The organism is Microbacterium schleiferi (genome assembly GCF_015565955.1).
GTDB lineage: Bacteria > Actinomycetota > Actinomycetes > Actinomycetales > Microbacteriaceae > Microbacterium > Microbacterium schleiferi_A.
The window spans coordinates 2366765-2381031 of the sequence record NZ_CP064760.1; the positions used below are offsets into that span (position 1 = coordinate 2366765).

Sequence of the window (14267 nt, forward strand, 5' to 3'; positions counted from 1 at the left end):
CTATCGCCAGACTGTCCACCGCGGCGATCCCCGCCGCAGCAGATCCCGCACCGACGAACAGGATGGACACATGCCTCCTGCATCCGTCGCCTCGACCTATGTTCTGCACCCCACTCCCCTCGGGGACGTCCTCATCGTGAGCACCCCCGAAGCCGTGATCTCCTGCCACCCCGTGTATGACGATCCGGGCGCCGAACTGGCTGCTCTCACGCACGCATTGGGCATCGAGCCGAAGCCCGGGCTCACGGATGCCGCACAGCGTCTCTCCGCACAGCTCGACGAGTACTTCACGGGAGACCGGATGGCGTTCGATGTGCCCCTCGATTGGCGGCTGGCGAGGGGGTTCACGCGCGAGGCCTTGCAGGCGGTGAGCCGGATCCCCTTCGGCGAGACCGCCGGCTACGGTGAGGTCGCGGTCATGGCCGGGCATCCCCGGGCTGCGCGGGCCGTCGGCACCGCGTGCGCGACGACGCCCTTCTCCCTTGTCGTTCCGGTCCACCGCGTCATCCGAGCCGACGGGTCGATCGGCGACTACGGCGGCCACCCCGAGACGAAGCGATTCCTCCTCGACCTCGAATCGCGCGCGATCGAGGGAGCCGAGACCGGCCGCGCCGTGTAGGCCGGCGCAGCCGACGGGACCTCCGGTGCACGCCGGAGGTCCCGCACTGCGCACGATGCGCGGATGGTAGCCTCGTCGCTACTGGATTCGGCGACAGTGACGTCCTGAACGGAATCGGTCGTCCCGACACGAGGCGGTCCACGTGGCCCTGGCATCCTCCCCCGATACGGAGCACGATCTGCTTGCACGCGCAGTTGCGCAGCTTCCGCAGGCCACGAAGTTCCCCGTCGCGTTCGGTGGGCTCACGACCAACGGCCTCTTGCCCGTCACCGCCACCGCGGGCACCCGCACCCGATCTCTTGCCGGACTCGTCGTGCAACCCGAGCGCGGCCTGGGTGGTCGTTCGCTTGTCGAAAAGCGCGCGCGACTGGCGATCGACTACCGAACGGCGCGTGGAATCACGCACGATTACGATCGCGCGATTCTCGGCGAAGGAATCTCGACACTTTTCGCGGTACCCGTCATGGTCGACGGCCAAGCTCACGGCGTGCTTTATTGCGGATCCTGGGCCGAATCCGCCATCGGAGACGTCGTCGCGCGCGCGGCATTCAGCGTTGCTGACTCCCTCGCAACAGAATTGCGCGTACGCCGGGAAATAGACCGCCGCCTGTCGGATATAGTCACCCCGTCACCGACCACGCTCGGCAGCGCCGCACGCGAGGAATTGCGAGAGAGCTACGCCGAAATCCGCAGTATTGCCGCGACGGTTTCGGATGAGGCCCTGAAGCGTCGCCTCGAGGCCATCGAAAGGCGGCTCGCCGCTCTCAGCGGTGACGGATCGGCAACCCCCCTGGAGGTGCGCCTCTCTCCGCGCGAAATCGACGTGCTCGCCAGCGTTGCCGTGGGCGCAACAAACGCCGAGGTCGCGGCGTCGCTCGGACTGCGAGACGGCACGGTGAAGTCCTATCTGCAGTCGGCGATGTCGAAACTTGACGTTTCCACGCGGCATGCGGCAGTGACAAAGGCACGACGCGCGGGAATTCTGCCCTGAATACCCATTACCGGTCTTGGTGTGGCATTAGCGAAACGCCGGCGACGCGGTATTTGTCTCCGCGAATGACGGCGACAAACGCCATAGACTTGACCTATGGCACGCAAAATCGTTCATCAACTCGTCGATGACCTCGACGGAACCGTTCTCGAAATCGGCGAGGGAGAAACGCTGACGTTCTCTCTCGACGGAGTCGCCTACGAGATCGACCTCACCGAGACGAACGCCTCGGCTTTGCGGGATGCGCTGGCCCCGTATGTCGCAGCCGGACGCCGAATCTCGGCATCACAGAGCGCGTCAGCATCAGGACGCAAGCGCCGCCGGTCCGGGCAGCAGGACTACGGCGCGATCCGCGCGTGGGCCAAGGAGAACGGCTACTCGGTCTCGGAGCGCGGGCGAGTGCCGGCATCCGTGCTCGACGCGTACAACGCCGCCAACTGATCGAGTCGAACGAGGGCGGCGTCACCGATCACCCGCCGGGAAGCAGACCCTGACTCTGAAGCGCCCACTCCAGGTACGGAGCGATGTGCTCGGAGTACGGGACGGTGAGGTGCGTCTGGTCGTACTTCGTGGGAATCGTTCCGGCGAAGGCGGGGCAGATCTCTTCCCAGCAACTGAACGGCAGCGCATCGATGGCGTGATCACCGGTTGCCGCCGCGGCGGCCACCGTGGCTTCCCACATCGCCTTCCACGTGTCGTCGACCGCCGACATGCACGCAGACGGTGATGACACCGGTGAGTAGCACGCGCCGAGGTTGACGCCCTGCGGAGGCGGGGCGAGGTAGACGACACGCCCCGCCATCCCGTAGGTGGCGGCTTCGGCCTGAGCCGCGGCGGCGAGGTCCTGCGCTGACAGGTCTACGCCGGCCGTCGAGCGTCCGAGCGTGAAGGCGTTCGACAGCACGACGAGCGCGGGCTGATCGGCTGCGATCAGCTGCCGCACGAACTCCTTGCGCTGCTCACAGGCGGCCATGATGCCATCGCCGTCATTCTGCACGAGCACGTCGGTGAATCGGCATCCGTACAGCCCGACCGTCGTCGCCGCGATCTGCCCGCCGCTGCTATCCGCGAGCGCCCGGAACGCCGGCGCATAGGCCATCGCCGTGGAGTCGCCGACGAGATACACGTGGGTCGGCGCATCGCCGCTCCCCCATGTACACGCCGCCGGGTCAGGCGTCACGGTCGGCGAGAAGCAGTCATGCGCGGGGTTCGCTCCGGATGACTGCGCCATCACCTCGTCGAGCGATGGATGCAGCTCGGGCCAGGCCGTCGCCGTGACTGCTGCAGCAAGCTCTGCCTGCAGCTGCGCTGTCGGGTCTTCCGCCGGCGCCGGTGCCGTGGGAGCAGCGAGCGCCGGCACCTGAATGAGCGGGCCGGCACCCGAGGTGGCGTGTACCCAGGTTGCCGTTCCCAGCGCGACGGCCAGCAGACCTGCCGTCGCCAAGAAGATCTGCGCGCCGAACCGTTCACGCCACAGCCGACCGGCAGCGACCTCGCCATCGGTCACCGTCGCATCGTCCGCGGGCGCGACCGGAACGTCCACGGCCGGCGCGGCAGGGGCGGCGGGAGCAGTCCATGCAATGGGAGCGGCGGACGCTGCGGGGGCGGCCGGGGGAAGCGGACCCCGTCGACTGTCGGGAAAGTACCGGGTCCCCGGGGTCCATCCCGGCGGCCGCGTCGAGCTCGCAGCGGGGGCTGCGGAGGCCGCACGGGCCGGCGCGGCGGGCGGCTGGGGCGTCGCCGAGGACCGAGCGGATGCTCCCCGATCTGGCGCTGCCGGCGTCCGAGCACCCAGCCACGGCGCGTACCGCAACGGCTGCTCAACGATGAAGTACGAGGCGAGACTGAGCACGGCAATGGCCGCAAGCACGATCCACAACCGCTGATCGGAGGCGGGGAGCAGGGTTGCGGCGAAGACGATGACCGGGAAGTGCCACAGGTACAGCGAGTACGACATGTCGCCGACGAAGACACTGACGGGGTTGCTGAGAGGGAAAAGGTGTCGCTGCCTCGGATCCCCTGCCACGCCCCCGGCAAGCACGAGACAGGTCGCCGCAACCGGCAGCGCGGCCCACGGCGCGGGGAAGCCGGGCTCGGTCGGCTCGATGATCACGAGCGCGGAGACAGCACCGGCAAGTCCCACCCAGCTCAGCGTGATTCCCACCGCCCGAGGAATGCGGGCAAGCACCGGGACCGCTGCGGCCAGGAGCGCCCCGGCCGCGAGCTCCCAGGCCCGCGTCAGCGTGGAGAAGTAGGCGACGGTGGGCTGCGCCCCGGTCTGCGTCAGCGCCCACGCGAAGGATGCCGCAACAACCGCTCCCGCCGCGACCGCCACGACGATCCGGATGACCCCGCGTCGGCGCGCTGCGATGGGCACCAGCAGCGCGAGAATAACGAGCAGGCCCGGCCAGGCGAGGTAGAACTGTTCCTCGACCGAGAGTGACCAGAAGTTCTGCAGCGGTGAGACGGCATCGGCGGCGTGGAAGTAGTCCGTGCCCTGAGCCGCGAAGTGCCAGTTCGAGACGAACAGCGCCGCGCTGACGGCATCCCACAGCGTCTGGTCGGCCCGGACCGTATTGAACAGCAGGAACGCGGCACCCACGACCGCGCCGAGGGTGACGAGAGCAGCGGGAAGGATGCGACGTGCGCGACGCGCATAGAAGCCGCCGAGCGACACGCGGCCCCGACGGCGCAACTCGGCGAGCAGCATCCCCGTGATGAGAAAGCCGGAAATCACGAAGAAGATGTCGACCCCGACGAATCCTCCGGCGGGCCACCCCACGGCATGCGCGCCGACGACCGCCAGGACGGCAAGAGCGCGCAGGCCCTGGATGTCGCGGCGAGGCGCAGGGTGAGGGGAAGGATCGGGAGTCATGGCGAGGCCGCCGACAATTCTATGGGAGCGCTTCCGGCCAACGCGAAAGACAGCCGGGACTTCTCTGAGTGTCAGTCAGCGCACGTCAGGGCGGGACGGCAGCGTGATCCACACCCGTGCACCACCGAGCGGAGAATCGTCGATACCGATGCGGCCTCCGTGTGCCTGAATGATGCGACGGCACGTCGCCAACCCGATGCCGAGGCCGTCGACGCCTTCCGCGTTGCCGCGATCCATGAAATCGAACACACGCCTCCGGAGCGCCACGGGGACGCCCGGCCCGTTGTCGTCGACGGTGATGAGCCAGCCCGGTGAACTCACCTCTGCTCGCACCTCGACACGCGGCTCCACCCCATCCGCTGCGGCGAACTTCACGGCGTTGGCGATGAGGTTCTGGATGACAACACCCAAGAGCGTGCGGTCAGCCCACACCTCAAGATCGGCATCCACCACGACGTCCGCTCCCGCTGCGGTGATGGCGACGCGGAGATCCTTGACAACCTCCGTCGCCAGTTCGTCGAGCCGCACGGTGTGCGGCCGCGGCGCCGCGGATCCACGCCGGGCGTACTCGAGCAGGTCGGCGATCATCGCCGCCATCCGGTCGGCGGCGGACTCGGCGTGAGCCAGTGACCTGGCGGCCTGCGGCGCATGGTCGATGTCGGGACTGTCGGATGCGAGCTCCAGGAAGCCCGTCAACGCCGTGAGCGGATTGCGCAGGTCATGGCTGATCTGTCCCGCAAACTGCGAGAGCATCTCGTTCGTCTGCAGGAGTTCGCGGGTGATGCGGCGCAACTCGAGCACATCGATGACTTGGTTCGCCAGGATGTCGAGCGCGCGCTGAGTCTCAGAATCGAGATCACGGACGTTCTCGTCAAAGACGCACAGCGTCCCGATGACGACGCCGTCAGGGGTCACGAGCGGACTGGATGCGTAGAAGCGGACGCGAGCGATGTCGCCGGTGACGAAGGGGTTGGCGCTGAACCGCGGGTCCTCCCGGGCGTCTGGGACGACGACCGGGGTGCGCTGCGCAAGCACCGCGACGCACAGGGAGTCGTCGCGGTCGCATACCGCGGGTTCCATCCCCACCGCCGCGATCTGATGCTGGAACCGATCGTCGATGATGTTGATCACGGCGGTTGGGACCCCGCAGAGCAGGGCGGCCAGGCGCACAAGCCCCTCGAGGTCCGAGCGGGGTGGTGAGTCGATCAGGTCGTAGTGGCTGATCGCCTCGACCCGGGTGACATCCTCGACTGTCGTCATCCCTCGTCCCTTCGTCGCCAACCCGGAACACACTACGGCGTGGGTGGGAGCTCGGGGCCGCGAGCGCCGGCGCCGGCCGTCGCGAACCCCGCACTTTCGCGCGGTCTTCTCAGCATCCGGCCCGGAGAACTCCGAACCACGAGCGATTCTGCGGAGTTAGCAACGCTCAGGCACTCCCGGGTAGGGTGGTCGCCGCCCGTTCCCGCGCCCATTCCTGGCGCCCGCCCTGCCCTCGCCCCTGGAGTGCCGTGACCGATACCGCCCCCGCTGCGCCCGAGACCTCTGGCCGCTACCGCATCGAACCGACCGTGCTTGACGCGCTGCGAAGCCCGAGGTTGCTGACCCGGGAAGTGCTCGCGGGCCTGGTCGTCGCGATCGCCCTGATCCCCGAAGCGATCGCCTTCTCGATCATCGCGGGGGTCGATCCGCGCCTCGGCCTCTTCTCGTCGTTCGTCATGGCGGTGGCGATCGCCTTCCTCGGGGGCAGGCCGGCGATGATCACCGCAGCGACGGGCGCCATCGCGCTCGTGGTTGCGCCCGTGGCACGCGAGTATGGCGTCGACTATCTCGTCGCGACGGTTCTGCTCGGCGGCCTCATCCAGATCGTGTTCGCGGCCCTCGGGGTCGCGAAGCTCATGCGCTTCATCCCCCGCAGCGTCATGGTCGGATTCGTCAACGCGCTCGCGATCCTGATCTTCGTTTCGCAGTTCCCGCAGCTGATCGACGTGCCCTGGCTCGTCTACCCGATGGTCGTCGCCGGCCTGCTGATCATGTACCTCATGCCGCTGTGGACCAAGATCGTGCCCGCCCCGCTCGTGGCGATCGTGCTGCTCACGGCCGCAGCTGTCGTCTTCGCGATGAACATCCCCACCGTCGGAGACCAGGGTGATCTGCCCGAGAGTCTTCCGACGCTGTTCATCCCGAACGTCCCGTTCAGCCTCGAGACCCTCCAGATCATCGCCCCGTACGCCCTCGCAGTGGCCGTCGTCGGACTGCTCGAATCTCTCATGACGGCAAAGCTCGTCGATGACATCACCGATACCCACTCACGCAAGACCCGCGAAGCCTTCGGGCAGGGCGGCGCGAACATCCTGTCGGGCCTGTTCGGCGGCATGGGCGGGTGCGCGATGATCGGCCAGACGATGATCAACGTCAAGGCGTCCGGCGCACGCACGCGCATCTCGACCTTCCTCGCGGGCGTCTTCCTCCTGATCCTCGTGCTCGTGCTCGGCGACATCGTCGCGGTCATTCCCATGGCGGCCCTCGTCGCCGTCATGATCGTCGTCTCGGTCGCGACCTTCGACTGGCACAGCATCCGTCCGTCGACCCTGCGACGGATGCCCAAGAGCGAGACCGCCGTCATGCTCATCACCGTCATCGTGACGGTGTGGACCCACAACCTCGCGATCGGTGTGGTCGTCGGTGTCTTCGCGGCGATGGTGCTCTTTGCCCGGCGCGTCGCCCACTTCGTCCAGGTGCGCCGTGAGCCGGATGCCGAGGCATCGGTCCCCACGGTGCGCTATACCGTCGACGGCGAGCTGTTCTTCGCTTCCAGCAACGACCTCACGACGCAGTTCGAGTACTCGCATGACCCCGACCGCGTCATCATCGACATGTCGAACTCTCACATCTGGGATGCCTCGACGGTCGCCGCCCTGGATGCCGTCGTCACGAAGTACGAGCAGCGCGGCAAGCGCGTCATCCTCGAGGGGATGAACGAGGCCACAACCGACTTCCACGGCAGGCTGTCGGGCGAGCTCGGCGCCGGCCACTGACGCCGAGCTCGTCGCCGGGCTGAACCGGGCTAGGCGCGGAAACGGGTGAGGAACTCCCTCGTGCGGGCCTCGCGCGGCGCGCCGAACACCTGAGCTGGCGGTCCCTCCTCGAGCACGCGGCCCTCATCGAGGAACACCACGCGGTGAGCCACATCACGGGCGAACGCCATCTCGTGGGTAGCCATGAGGATCGTCGCGCCGTCCTCGGCCAGCTGCCGCACGAGCCCCAGCACCTCGCCGACCAGCTCAGGATCAAGGGCCGAGGTGATCTCGTCCAGGAGGAGCACGTCGGGGTCGGTGGCCAGGGCGCGGGCGAGCGCCGCGCGCTGCTGCTGACCTCCCGACAGCCGGTCAGGATGCTCGCCGGCGAACGCCCCCAACCCGACGCGGTCGAGAAGGGCTCTCCCCCGCTCTTCGGCGTCGCGCCGCGGCATCCGTCGCACGACGCGCGACGCGAGCGTGACGTTGTCGAGCACGCTCAGGTGAGGGAAGAGGTTGTAGCTCTGGAAGACGGTTCCCAGGCGCGAGCGCACCCGGTCGGCGTCAACGCGCGGATCGGAGATGTCTTGGTCCCCCAGCAGGATGCGGCCATCGTCGATGCCTTCGAGCAGATTGAGGCAGCGCAACAGGGTCGACTTTCCCGAGCCGCTCGCACCGATCAGCGCCACGACCTCGTGGCGGGAGAGCTCGAGCGACACGCCGCGCAGGACGGGTTGCTCGCCGAAGCTCTTCCAGAGGCCCTCGGCCCGCAGCACCGCGGTCACAGGATCGATCCCGCCTGCTCGCGGCGCTGCAGCCTCGCCGTATACCAGTCAGCCACTCGGATCGTCGGCACAGCCAGTAGCACGAACAGGATGCCGGCAACGACGTACGGCGTGAAGTTGTAGGTGAGCGAGACCTCGGAGCGCGCGGCGGCGATGGCATCCACCGCTCCGAGGATCGAGATCAGGCCGACATCCTTCTGCATCGAGATGAAGTCGTTCATGAGGGGCGGCGTCATCTTGCGCAGCGCCTGGGGCAGCACGACGTGCCGCAGTGTCTGCGCGTGCCCGAGGCCCAGGGCGCGCGCCGCTAACCGCTGCGAGGGATGCACCGCCTCGATCCCGGCACGGATGACTTCCGCGACGTACGCCGAGTAGGTGAGAGTGACCGCCATCACCCCGAGGATGACGGGCTCGATCCGTTCCCCGACGATCGTGGGGATCCCGTATCCCACGAGGTAGAGCACGATGATGAAGGGGAACCCGCGGAACAGGTCGGTGTAGCCGGCTGCCAGAACCCGCAGCGGGAAGAACACCGGGCCGCGGAGGGTGCGCAGCACCGCGACGACCAGCGCGACGACGCTGACCGTGATGACCGACAGCCCGAGAACCTGCAGGTTCAGAAGGAACCCGTCCCACACCTTCGGCAGTGCCTCCAGCGCGATCCGCGGGTCGAAGAACGCCTCCTGCACCGCCGCCCATCCCGGCGTCTGGATGACGCTGACCCAGACGATCGCCGCGAAGACGACGGTCGACGCGATAGCCAGCAGGACCGAGCGCTGCGACCGCCGGCGCCGGTAGGCGCGGCGGTCGAGCTCAAGGGCGCTCGGCGGCGGGAGCCCGCCGCCGCTCGCGGGCGCGAGGGCCGGGTCGGACGGGGTCACTGCAGGATCGGAACGTCCTGCTCGGCACCCAGCCACTGCTCGGTGATCTGCTGGAGGGTGCCGTCGGCGCGCAACTCGTCGATCGCTGCCGAAACCGACGCGGTCAAGGGAGAGTCCTTGGCCAGAACCACACCCCACTCGTCAGCGATGCCACCGAGGGGCAGCTGACCGACGATGAACGAGTCCTCGATGTACTGCGAGGTCGCGAGGAAGGCCGTCGGCAGGTCGATCACGAAGGCGTCGATCTGCCCCGCGCTGAGGGCGGCAACGGCATCCTCGTTCGAGGAGTACAGCTGCGGAGCGGTATCGGGCTGCACGACAGCGTCGATCGTCTGCGCGCTGGTCGATCCCGACATCGCGCCGAACACGAGCGGCTTGAGCCCCGCAATATCGGTGACACCGTCCGCCGGCCCGCCCTCGAGGGCGACGACCGCCTGCGCTGCGGAGTAGTACGGCGACGAGAAGTCGACAGCCTGCTTGCGCTCGTCGGTGATCGTGTACTGCTGGATGTTGAAATCAAAGTCCTTCGGACCGGGAGCGATCGCGGATTCGAAGCTCGTCCGCACCCACTCGACATCGTCGGCGGCGAAACCGAGCTTGTCGGCGATCGCGTACGCGAGGGCCGCCTCGAAGCCCTCGCCCGATGCCGGGTCATCGTTGATGACGTACGGCTCGTAGGCGGTCTGCCCGGTCGCGACAGTGAGCTTTCCAGGCGTCACATACGCGGCATCGGCAGAATCGGTCTGTTCGCTCGAACCGGCGCAGCCGGCCAGGGCGAGCGCCGAGACCGTGAGTGCGGCAGCGGCGGCAAGGATGCGGGCGCGCGATGCGCCAGAGGGACGGGACACAGGGCCTCCAAGGGTGGGTCGGCGCACGGGTGCTGTGATGCGCCGTTCCTCCATCATCCGTCGTGTGGGGCCCCGGGGCCCAATTCCGCGGCGCTTTCTTACGCCTCCGCCTCGCCGCGGGAGCCTGCCCTAGTCGAAGTCGGCCGCGACGCCGTTGCGGTGGTATTCGAAGATGAGGCTCGTGCGGGTGGATGCGACGCTGTGCCGAGCCGAGAGATGGTCGACGACGAAGCGCCGCACCGCCGACGAGTCTTCGACCGCGATGTGCACGAGGAAGTCATCCGCACCGCCGAGGAAGAAGACCTGGATCACCTCGGGGATGCGTCGCACCTCCTGCGTGAACGCGCGGATGCTCTCCTGGCGCGCGCCGGGACGGAGGGTGACGCCGATCACGGCCTGCAGCCCGCGTCCGAGGGCGCGCTGATCGAGTGCGGCGTGAAACCCCGCGATGACCCCGCGGTCGGTCAGGGCGCGAACGCGGGTGTGGACGGTCGAGGGGCCAGGCCGATCGCGTCCGCGAGCGCCGCGTTGGTCATCCGGCCGTCGGCGGAAAGCAGCGCGACGATGCGCTCGTCGATGGGGTCGAGTTCCTTCTCCATGGCGAATATTCTTCGGCATTACAGCCGATACACCAACCTTTCGTCATGAATTGGTGCCCTGATGAGCGCTTTCTCGGTGAATTTCTTCGTTCTGAAACACAAAGAACCGACGATCGTGCGATTCTCTGTTCCGACGGCGAGCTGTGTGGCCGCTCTCACGGAAGATGCTCAAGGAAGAACGGAGAGATTCATGCGGATCGGCGTACCCACCGAAATCAAGAACAACGAGAACCGCGTCGCCATGACGCCGGCAGCAGTCGACGCGCTCGTGAGCCGGGGACACACGGTGACGGTGCAGCGCGGCGCGGGACTTGGCAGTGCGTTCACCGACGAGGCCTACGTGGCAGCGGGCGCCCAGATCGCCGACAGCGCGGAAGAGACCTGGGGCGGCGCCGAGATGGTCGTCAAGGTCAAGGAGCCGATCGCCCCCGAGTACGGGCTGCTGCGCGAGGATCTCACGCTCTTCACCTACCTGCACCTGGCGGCCGACCGCCCCTTGACGGACGCGCTCATGAGCGCCGGCACCACCGCCGTCGCGTACGAGACCGTGCAAACCGTCGATCGCGCACTTCCGCTCCTTGCCCCCATGAGCGAGGTCGCGGGCCGGCTCTCGATCACCGTCGGCGCGCAAGCGCTCATGAGCCCCTCCGGCGGACGCGGGATGCTGCTGGGCGGCGTGCCCGGCACCCCGAAGGCCAAGGTCGTCGTGATCGGCGGCGGCGTCGCCGGCGAACACGCCACGGCAAACGCCCTGGGCCTCGGTGCAAACGTCACCGTCATCGACATCTCCCTGCACAAGCTCCGCGCCCTCGAAGCGCGCTTCGGCGGAGCCATCCAGACGCGAGCATCCACCCGCTACGAGATCGCCGAGCAGCTCGCCGATGCCGACCTCGTGATCGGCTCGGTCCTCATCCCCGGCGCTGCGGCCCCCAAGCTCGTCACCGACGAGATGGTCGCCGCAATGAAGCCCGGCTCCGTGCTCGTGGACATTGCGATCGACCAGGGCGGATGCTTCGAGGGGTCGCACCCCACGACCCACGACAACCCCACCTTCCCGGTGCACCAGTCCCTGTACTACTGCGTCGCGAACATGCCCGGAGCGGCTCCGCACACGTCCACGCGCGCGCTCGGCAACGCCACGCTTCCCTACATCGCGACGATCGCCGACTACGGCTGGGATGCAGCGTCCGAGGCCGATCCGGCCCTCGCCCGCGGACTCAACGTCCGCGCAGGAGTCGTCGTCAACGACGGGGTGCGCGCCGCGTTCGGCATGTGACCGGCTTCGCGGCGAAACCCGCCGATCGGCGGTGAGGGCTGACCCTCAGCCATCGGCGGCTGCGTCACCCCGCGAGTCGCCGGCGGCTGGACCGGACCACGCGGCGCTCGCGCCATCGATGGCGTGCCTGATCGTGCGCTCGATGTCTGTTCGCTGCGCGCCGCTGGGGGCTTTCCCGTGAGGTTCTCGACCTCGAGACCGACGAGCACCGCGAGGATGACCTGAGCATCGGCACCGGGATGGTGCGAGCCGAGCCGTTCAACAGCGTCCGCGACCGCAATGCGCAGAGACTGCTGCCACAGCGTCGAGGCCCGCGCCAGCTCAGGCATCCGGCTGGCCTCCAGCAGGTACTCGTACTCCGCGACAAGACGCCACTGCGTGTTGCGCAGCCCGTCGAGGACGAAGTCGATCAGCACCTCCGCAAGCTTCTGCGGTGACGCAGCACGTCCCATCGACGCGATAGCGCCAATGACGCGCTCCAGTTCACGCCGCGAATGGGCATCGAAGGTCTCGAGGATGAGCGCGCGTTTGTTCTCGAAGTAGTAGCCGATCGCGCCCAGGGGAACACCCGCTTCGGCGGCAAGCGAGCGCATCGACAACTGTCCGAGGCCGTCCCGGCCAACGATCGTGAGCGCCGCGTCGATGATCAGCGCCTTCCGATGCGCGCCCTTCGCTCCGGGCGATACGGATGACTCGGCCATGGAGATCCTGCCTGATCATGTCTTGGACGAACGTTCAACTATTGCTAGCCTAGCCCTCGAATCGGTGCCGTCTTGCTCCCCGCAAGAATGGAACAGCCGATCGAGAAGAGGAACAGACGTGTCCGCACAGCCGAGGCGCACCGCCATCATCACCGGAGCCGGCGGAGAACGCGGTATCGGGTTCGCCGCCGCACGGCTGCTCGGACTCTCCGGCATGAACGTTGTCGTCACCTCGACGACGGACCGAATCTTCGACCGTGTTGCAGAACTCGACGCGATCGGCGTCACGGCCACCGGAGTTGTCGCCGACCTCACGCGAGACGAGGGCGCCGAAGCGGTGATGGCCGCGGCGACACGAATCTCGGGGAGCGTCGATGTTCTGGTCAACAACGCTGGGATGACCTCGGTCGCGGACCCCGATGACCCCGCGCCCATTCAGGATCTCTCCCTGGGACAGTGGCAGGCCTCGCTCGATCGGAACCTGACGACCGCCTACCGGATGATTCGGTCTGCCGTGCCGCTCATGCGCGCAGCGGGGTTCGGTCGGATCGTCAATGTCGCCTCCGTGTCAGGGCCCGTCGCCGCCTATCCCGGCGACGTCGCCTACCACGCAGCGAAAGCCGGGATGGTGGGACTCACGCGAGCTGTTGCCATCGATACCGCGGCCGATGGCGTGACCATCAACGCGGTAGCCCCCGGCTGGATCGACACCGGGTCAGCGAGCGATCACGAGCGCGCGATGGGACGCGCGACGCCGGTTGGCCGCTCCGGAACGGCGGATGAGGTCGCGCACGCGATCGCCTTCCTCGCTTCCGACGGGGCCTCGTACATCACGGGCCAGCTCCTGGTCGTCGACGGCGCCAACACCATCGCCGAAGAACGAGGCGCCTGATCTTCCCGCATCGCCGGCAAGCTCGCTCCCTACGCCGGGGCCTCCGACCGGCCCGCGCTGGTCATCGCCAGGGCGTCAAGGTACATCTGCATCTGCTTGGCGAACACTTCCTCGTAGGTCACCGAGGTGAGTTCGGCCTTCACCGCTTCGGCGTGCGGGTACCGCGACGGATCCTTCGGCGCGTAGACCTGGATCCATCCTTCTGAGGACTCCACGGCGTCGGCAGCACTGAGCCGCGCCGCCTGAGCCCCCGCCGACCCGAGCACGAGATTCGTGTACACCTGGTACTGAACGACGGCGTCGCGGCCGGATACGCCGGCGCAATGGATGGCCCGCAGTACCCACTCGACAGCCCGCAGCTCGTTGGCGCCGTTCGAAACCAACGACAGTGAGATCGCTGCAGCAGCAGGGTGCGTGATCGCGGTGCGCCAGGCGCGCCACCCCAGGTCTTCCAGGTCACGCCGCCAGTCGTCAGTAGGCACGTAGCCGTCGATAGAGATGCCGTCGAGATGGTTCGCGAGGGCACGCAGGATCTCGTTCCGGTTCGCGAAGTGCCGGTAGACCGCGGTCGGCGATGCCTTGAGCTCGTGTCCCAAGCGCGCGAACGTCAGTGCAGACTCACCCTCACGGTCGGTGAGCCGGAGCGCCGCCGTGACGATCTCGTCCTGCGTGATCGACCCGCGCTTGCGCCTTACGCGCGTGGTTTCGCTCACTGTCAGCCTCTTCCCATTCGTCCTCGACCCTACCGGAGCGAGTGGATCGCGCCGCCCCGAAACGTCTTTAGTG

15 protein-coding genes are annotated in these 14267 nt (G+C 67.8%); 6 read left to right on the forward strand and 9 right to left on the reverse strand.

The window, feature by feature from the left end:
- Positions 1–70 precede the first annotated feature (70 nt).
- The 3 genes from IT882_RS11440 to IT882_RS11450 all read left to right on the forward strand — a co-directional run bounded on the left by IT882_RS11440 (position 71) and on the right by IT882_RS11450 (position 2051).
- Positions 71–619 carry a methylated-DNA--[protein]-cysteine S-methyltransferase gene (locus IT882_RS11440; RefSeq protein ID WP_195691961.1) on the forward strand — a complete coding sequence of 183 codons (549 nt, stop codon included), beginning with the start codon at positions 71–73 and terminating at the stop codon, positions 617–619.
- Positions 620–761: 142 nt separating this feature from the next.
- A complete protein-coding gene (locus IT882_RS11445) occupies positions 762–1610 on the forward strand; it encodes a LuxR C-terminal-related transcriptional regulator (RefSeq protein ID WP_324253879.1) in 849 nt (282 codons plus the stop codon).
- Positions 1611–1706: 96 nt separating this feature from the next.
- Positions 1707–2051, forward strand: coding sequence for a histone-like nucleoid-structuring protein Lsr2 (locus IT882_RS11450; RefSeq protein WP_195691962.1), 345 nt, complete (start codon positions 1707–1709; stop codon positions 2049–2051).
- Positions 2052–2079: 28 nt separating this feature from the next.
- Here the strand turns inward: IT882_RS11450 and IT882_RS11455 are convergent, their stop codons facing one another.
- Together IT882_RS11455 and IT882_RS11460 are read right to left on the reverse strand one after the other, a co-directional pair.
- Positions 2080–4485: an acyltransferase family protein gene (locus tag IT882_RS11455; RefSeq protein ID WP_195691963.1), complete on the reverse strand. Its 2406-nt coding sequence runs from the start codon at positions 4483–4485 to the stop codon at positions 2080–2082.
- A gap of 75 nt (positions 4486–4560) precedes the next feature.
- Positions 4561–5745 (reverse strand): sensor histidine kinase, encoded by a 1185-nt coding sequence (locus IT882_RS11460; RefSeq protein ID WP_195691964.1) that lies wholly within the window; start codon positions 5743–5745, stop codon positions 4561–4563.
- Between the two features lie 248 nt (positions 5746–5993).
- Between IT882_RS11460 and IT882_RS11465 the strand changes: the two genes are divergently transcribed.
- On the forward strand, positions 5994–7520 hold the full coding sequence (locus IT882_RS11465; RefSeq protein ID WP_195691965.1) for a SulP family inorganic anion transporter: 1527 nt from the start codon (positions 5994–5996) through the stop codon (positions 7518–7520).
- Positions 7521–7549: 29 nt separating this feature from the next.
- Here IT882_RS11465 and IT882_RS11470 read toward each other — a convergent pair whose 3' ends face one another.
- From IT882_RS11470 to IT882_RS17130, 5 genes are all read right to left on the reverse strand, one after another.
- A complete protein-coding gene (locus IT882_RS11470) occupies positions 7550–8284 on the reverse strand; it encodes an amino acid ABC transporter ATP-binding protein (RefSeq protein ID WP_195691966.1) in 735 nt (244 codons plus the stop codon).
- Entirely contained in the window at positions 8281–9165 is an 885-nt protein-coding gene (locus tag IT882_RS11475) for an amino acid ABC transporter permease (protein ID WP_195691967.1), read from the reverse strand. Before IT882_RS11475 ends, IT882_RS11470 begins: the two co-directional genes overlap by 4 nt.
- Positions 9162–10013, reverse strand: a complete 852-nt coding sequence (locus tag IT882_RS11480; RefSeq protein WP_229382086.1) for a transporter substrate-binding domain-containing protein — start codon at positions 10011–10013, stop codon at positions 9162–9164. Before IT882_RS11480 ends, IT882_RS11475 begins: the two co-directional genes overlap by 4 nt.
- Positions 10014–10142: 129 nt before the next feature.
- Complete coding sequence (locus IT882_RS17125; RefSeq protein ID WP_324253880.1) at positions 10143–10406, reverse strand: Lrp/AsnC ligand binding domain-containing protein; 264 nt, start codon at positions 10404–10406, stop codon at positions 10143–10145.
- A gap of 71 nt (positions 10407–10477) precedes the next feature.
- The gene (locus IT882_RS17130) at positions 10478–10612 is read right to left on the reverse strand and encodes an AsnC family protein (protein WP_324253881.1); all 135 of its coding nucleotides are present in this window, start codon (positions 10610–10612) and stop codon (positions 10478–10480) included.
- A 190-nt stretch (positions 10613–10802) separates the two neighbouring features.
- Between IT882_RS17130 and ald the strand changes: the two genes are divergently transcribed.
- Positions 10803–11888 (forward strand): alanine dehydrogenase, encoded by a 1086-nt coding sequence (gene ald, locus IT882_RS11490; protein ID WP_195691968.1) that lies wholly within the window; start codon positions 10803–10805, stop codon positions 11886–11888.
- Here ald and IT882_RS11495 read toward each other — a convergent pair.
- The gene (locus IT882_RS11495) at positions 11780–12589 is read right to left on the reverse strand and encodes a TetR/AcrR family transcriptional regulator (protein WP_195691969.1); all 810 of its coding nucleotides are present in this window, start codon (positions 12587–12589) and stop codon (positions 11780–11782) included. The genes ald and IT882_RS11495 overlap by 109 nt on opposite strands.
- Before the next feature lie 118 nt (positions 12590–12707).
- Between IT882_RS11495 and IT882_RS11500 the strand changes: the two genes are divergently transcribed.
- Complete coding sequence (locus IT882_RS11500; protein ID WP_229382087.1) at positions 12708–13481, forward strand: SDR family NAD(P)-dependent oxidoreductase; 774 nt, start codon at positions 12708–12710, stop codon at positions 13479–13481.
- 29 nt (positions 13482–13510) lie between these two features.
- Here IT882_RS11500 and IT882_RS11505 read toward each other — a convergent pair whose 3' ends face one another.
- Positions 13511–14194, reverse strand: coding sequence for a TetR/AcrR family transcriptional regulator (locus tag IT882_RS11505; protein ID WP_195691971.1), 684 nt, complete (start codon positions 14192–14194; stop codon positions 13511–13513).
- Positions 14195–14267 lie beyond the last annotated feature (73 nt).

Coding starts and splice junctions, on each gene's coding strand:
- IT882_RS17130 (WP_324253881.1), bottom strand. CDS start 10,612: ATGGAGAAGGAACTCGACCCCATCGACGAGCGCATCGTCGCGCTGCTT.
- ald (WP_195691968.1), top strand. CDS start 10,803: ATGCGGATCGGCGTACCCACCGAAATCAAGAACAACGAGAACCGCGTC.
- IT882_RS11440 (WP_195691961.1), top strand. CDS start 71: ATGCCTCCTGCATCCGTCGCCTCGACCTATGTTCTGCACCCCACTCCC.
- IT882_RS11450 (WP_195691962.1), top strand. CDS start 1,707: ATGGCACGCAAAATCGTTCATCAACTCGTCGATGACCTCGACGGAACC.
- IT882_RS11460 (WP_195691964.1), bottom strand. CDS start 5,745: ATGACGACAGTCGAGGATGTCACCCGGGTCGAGGCGATCAGCCACTAC.
- IT882_RS11495 (WP_195691969.1), bottom strand. CDS start 12,589: ATGGCCGAGTCATCCGTATCGCCCGGAGCGAAGGGCGCGCATCGGAAG.
- IT882_RS11455 (WP_195691963.1), bottom strand. CDS start 4,485: ATGACTCCCGATCCTTCCCCTCACCCTGCGCCTCGCCGCGACATCCAG.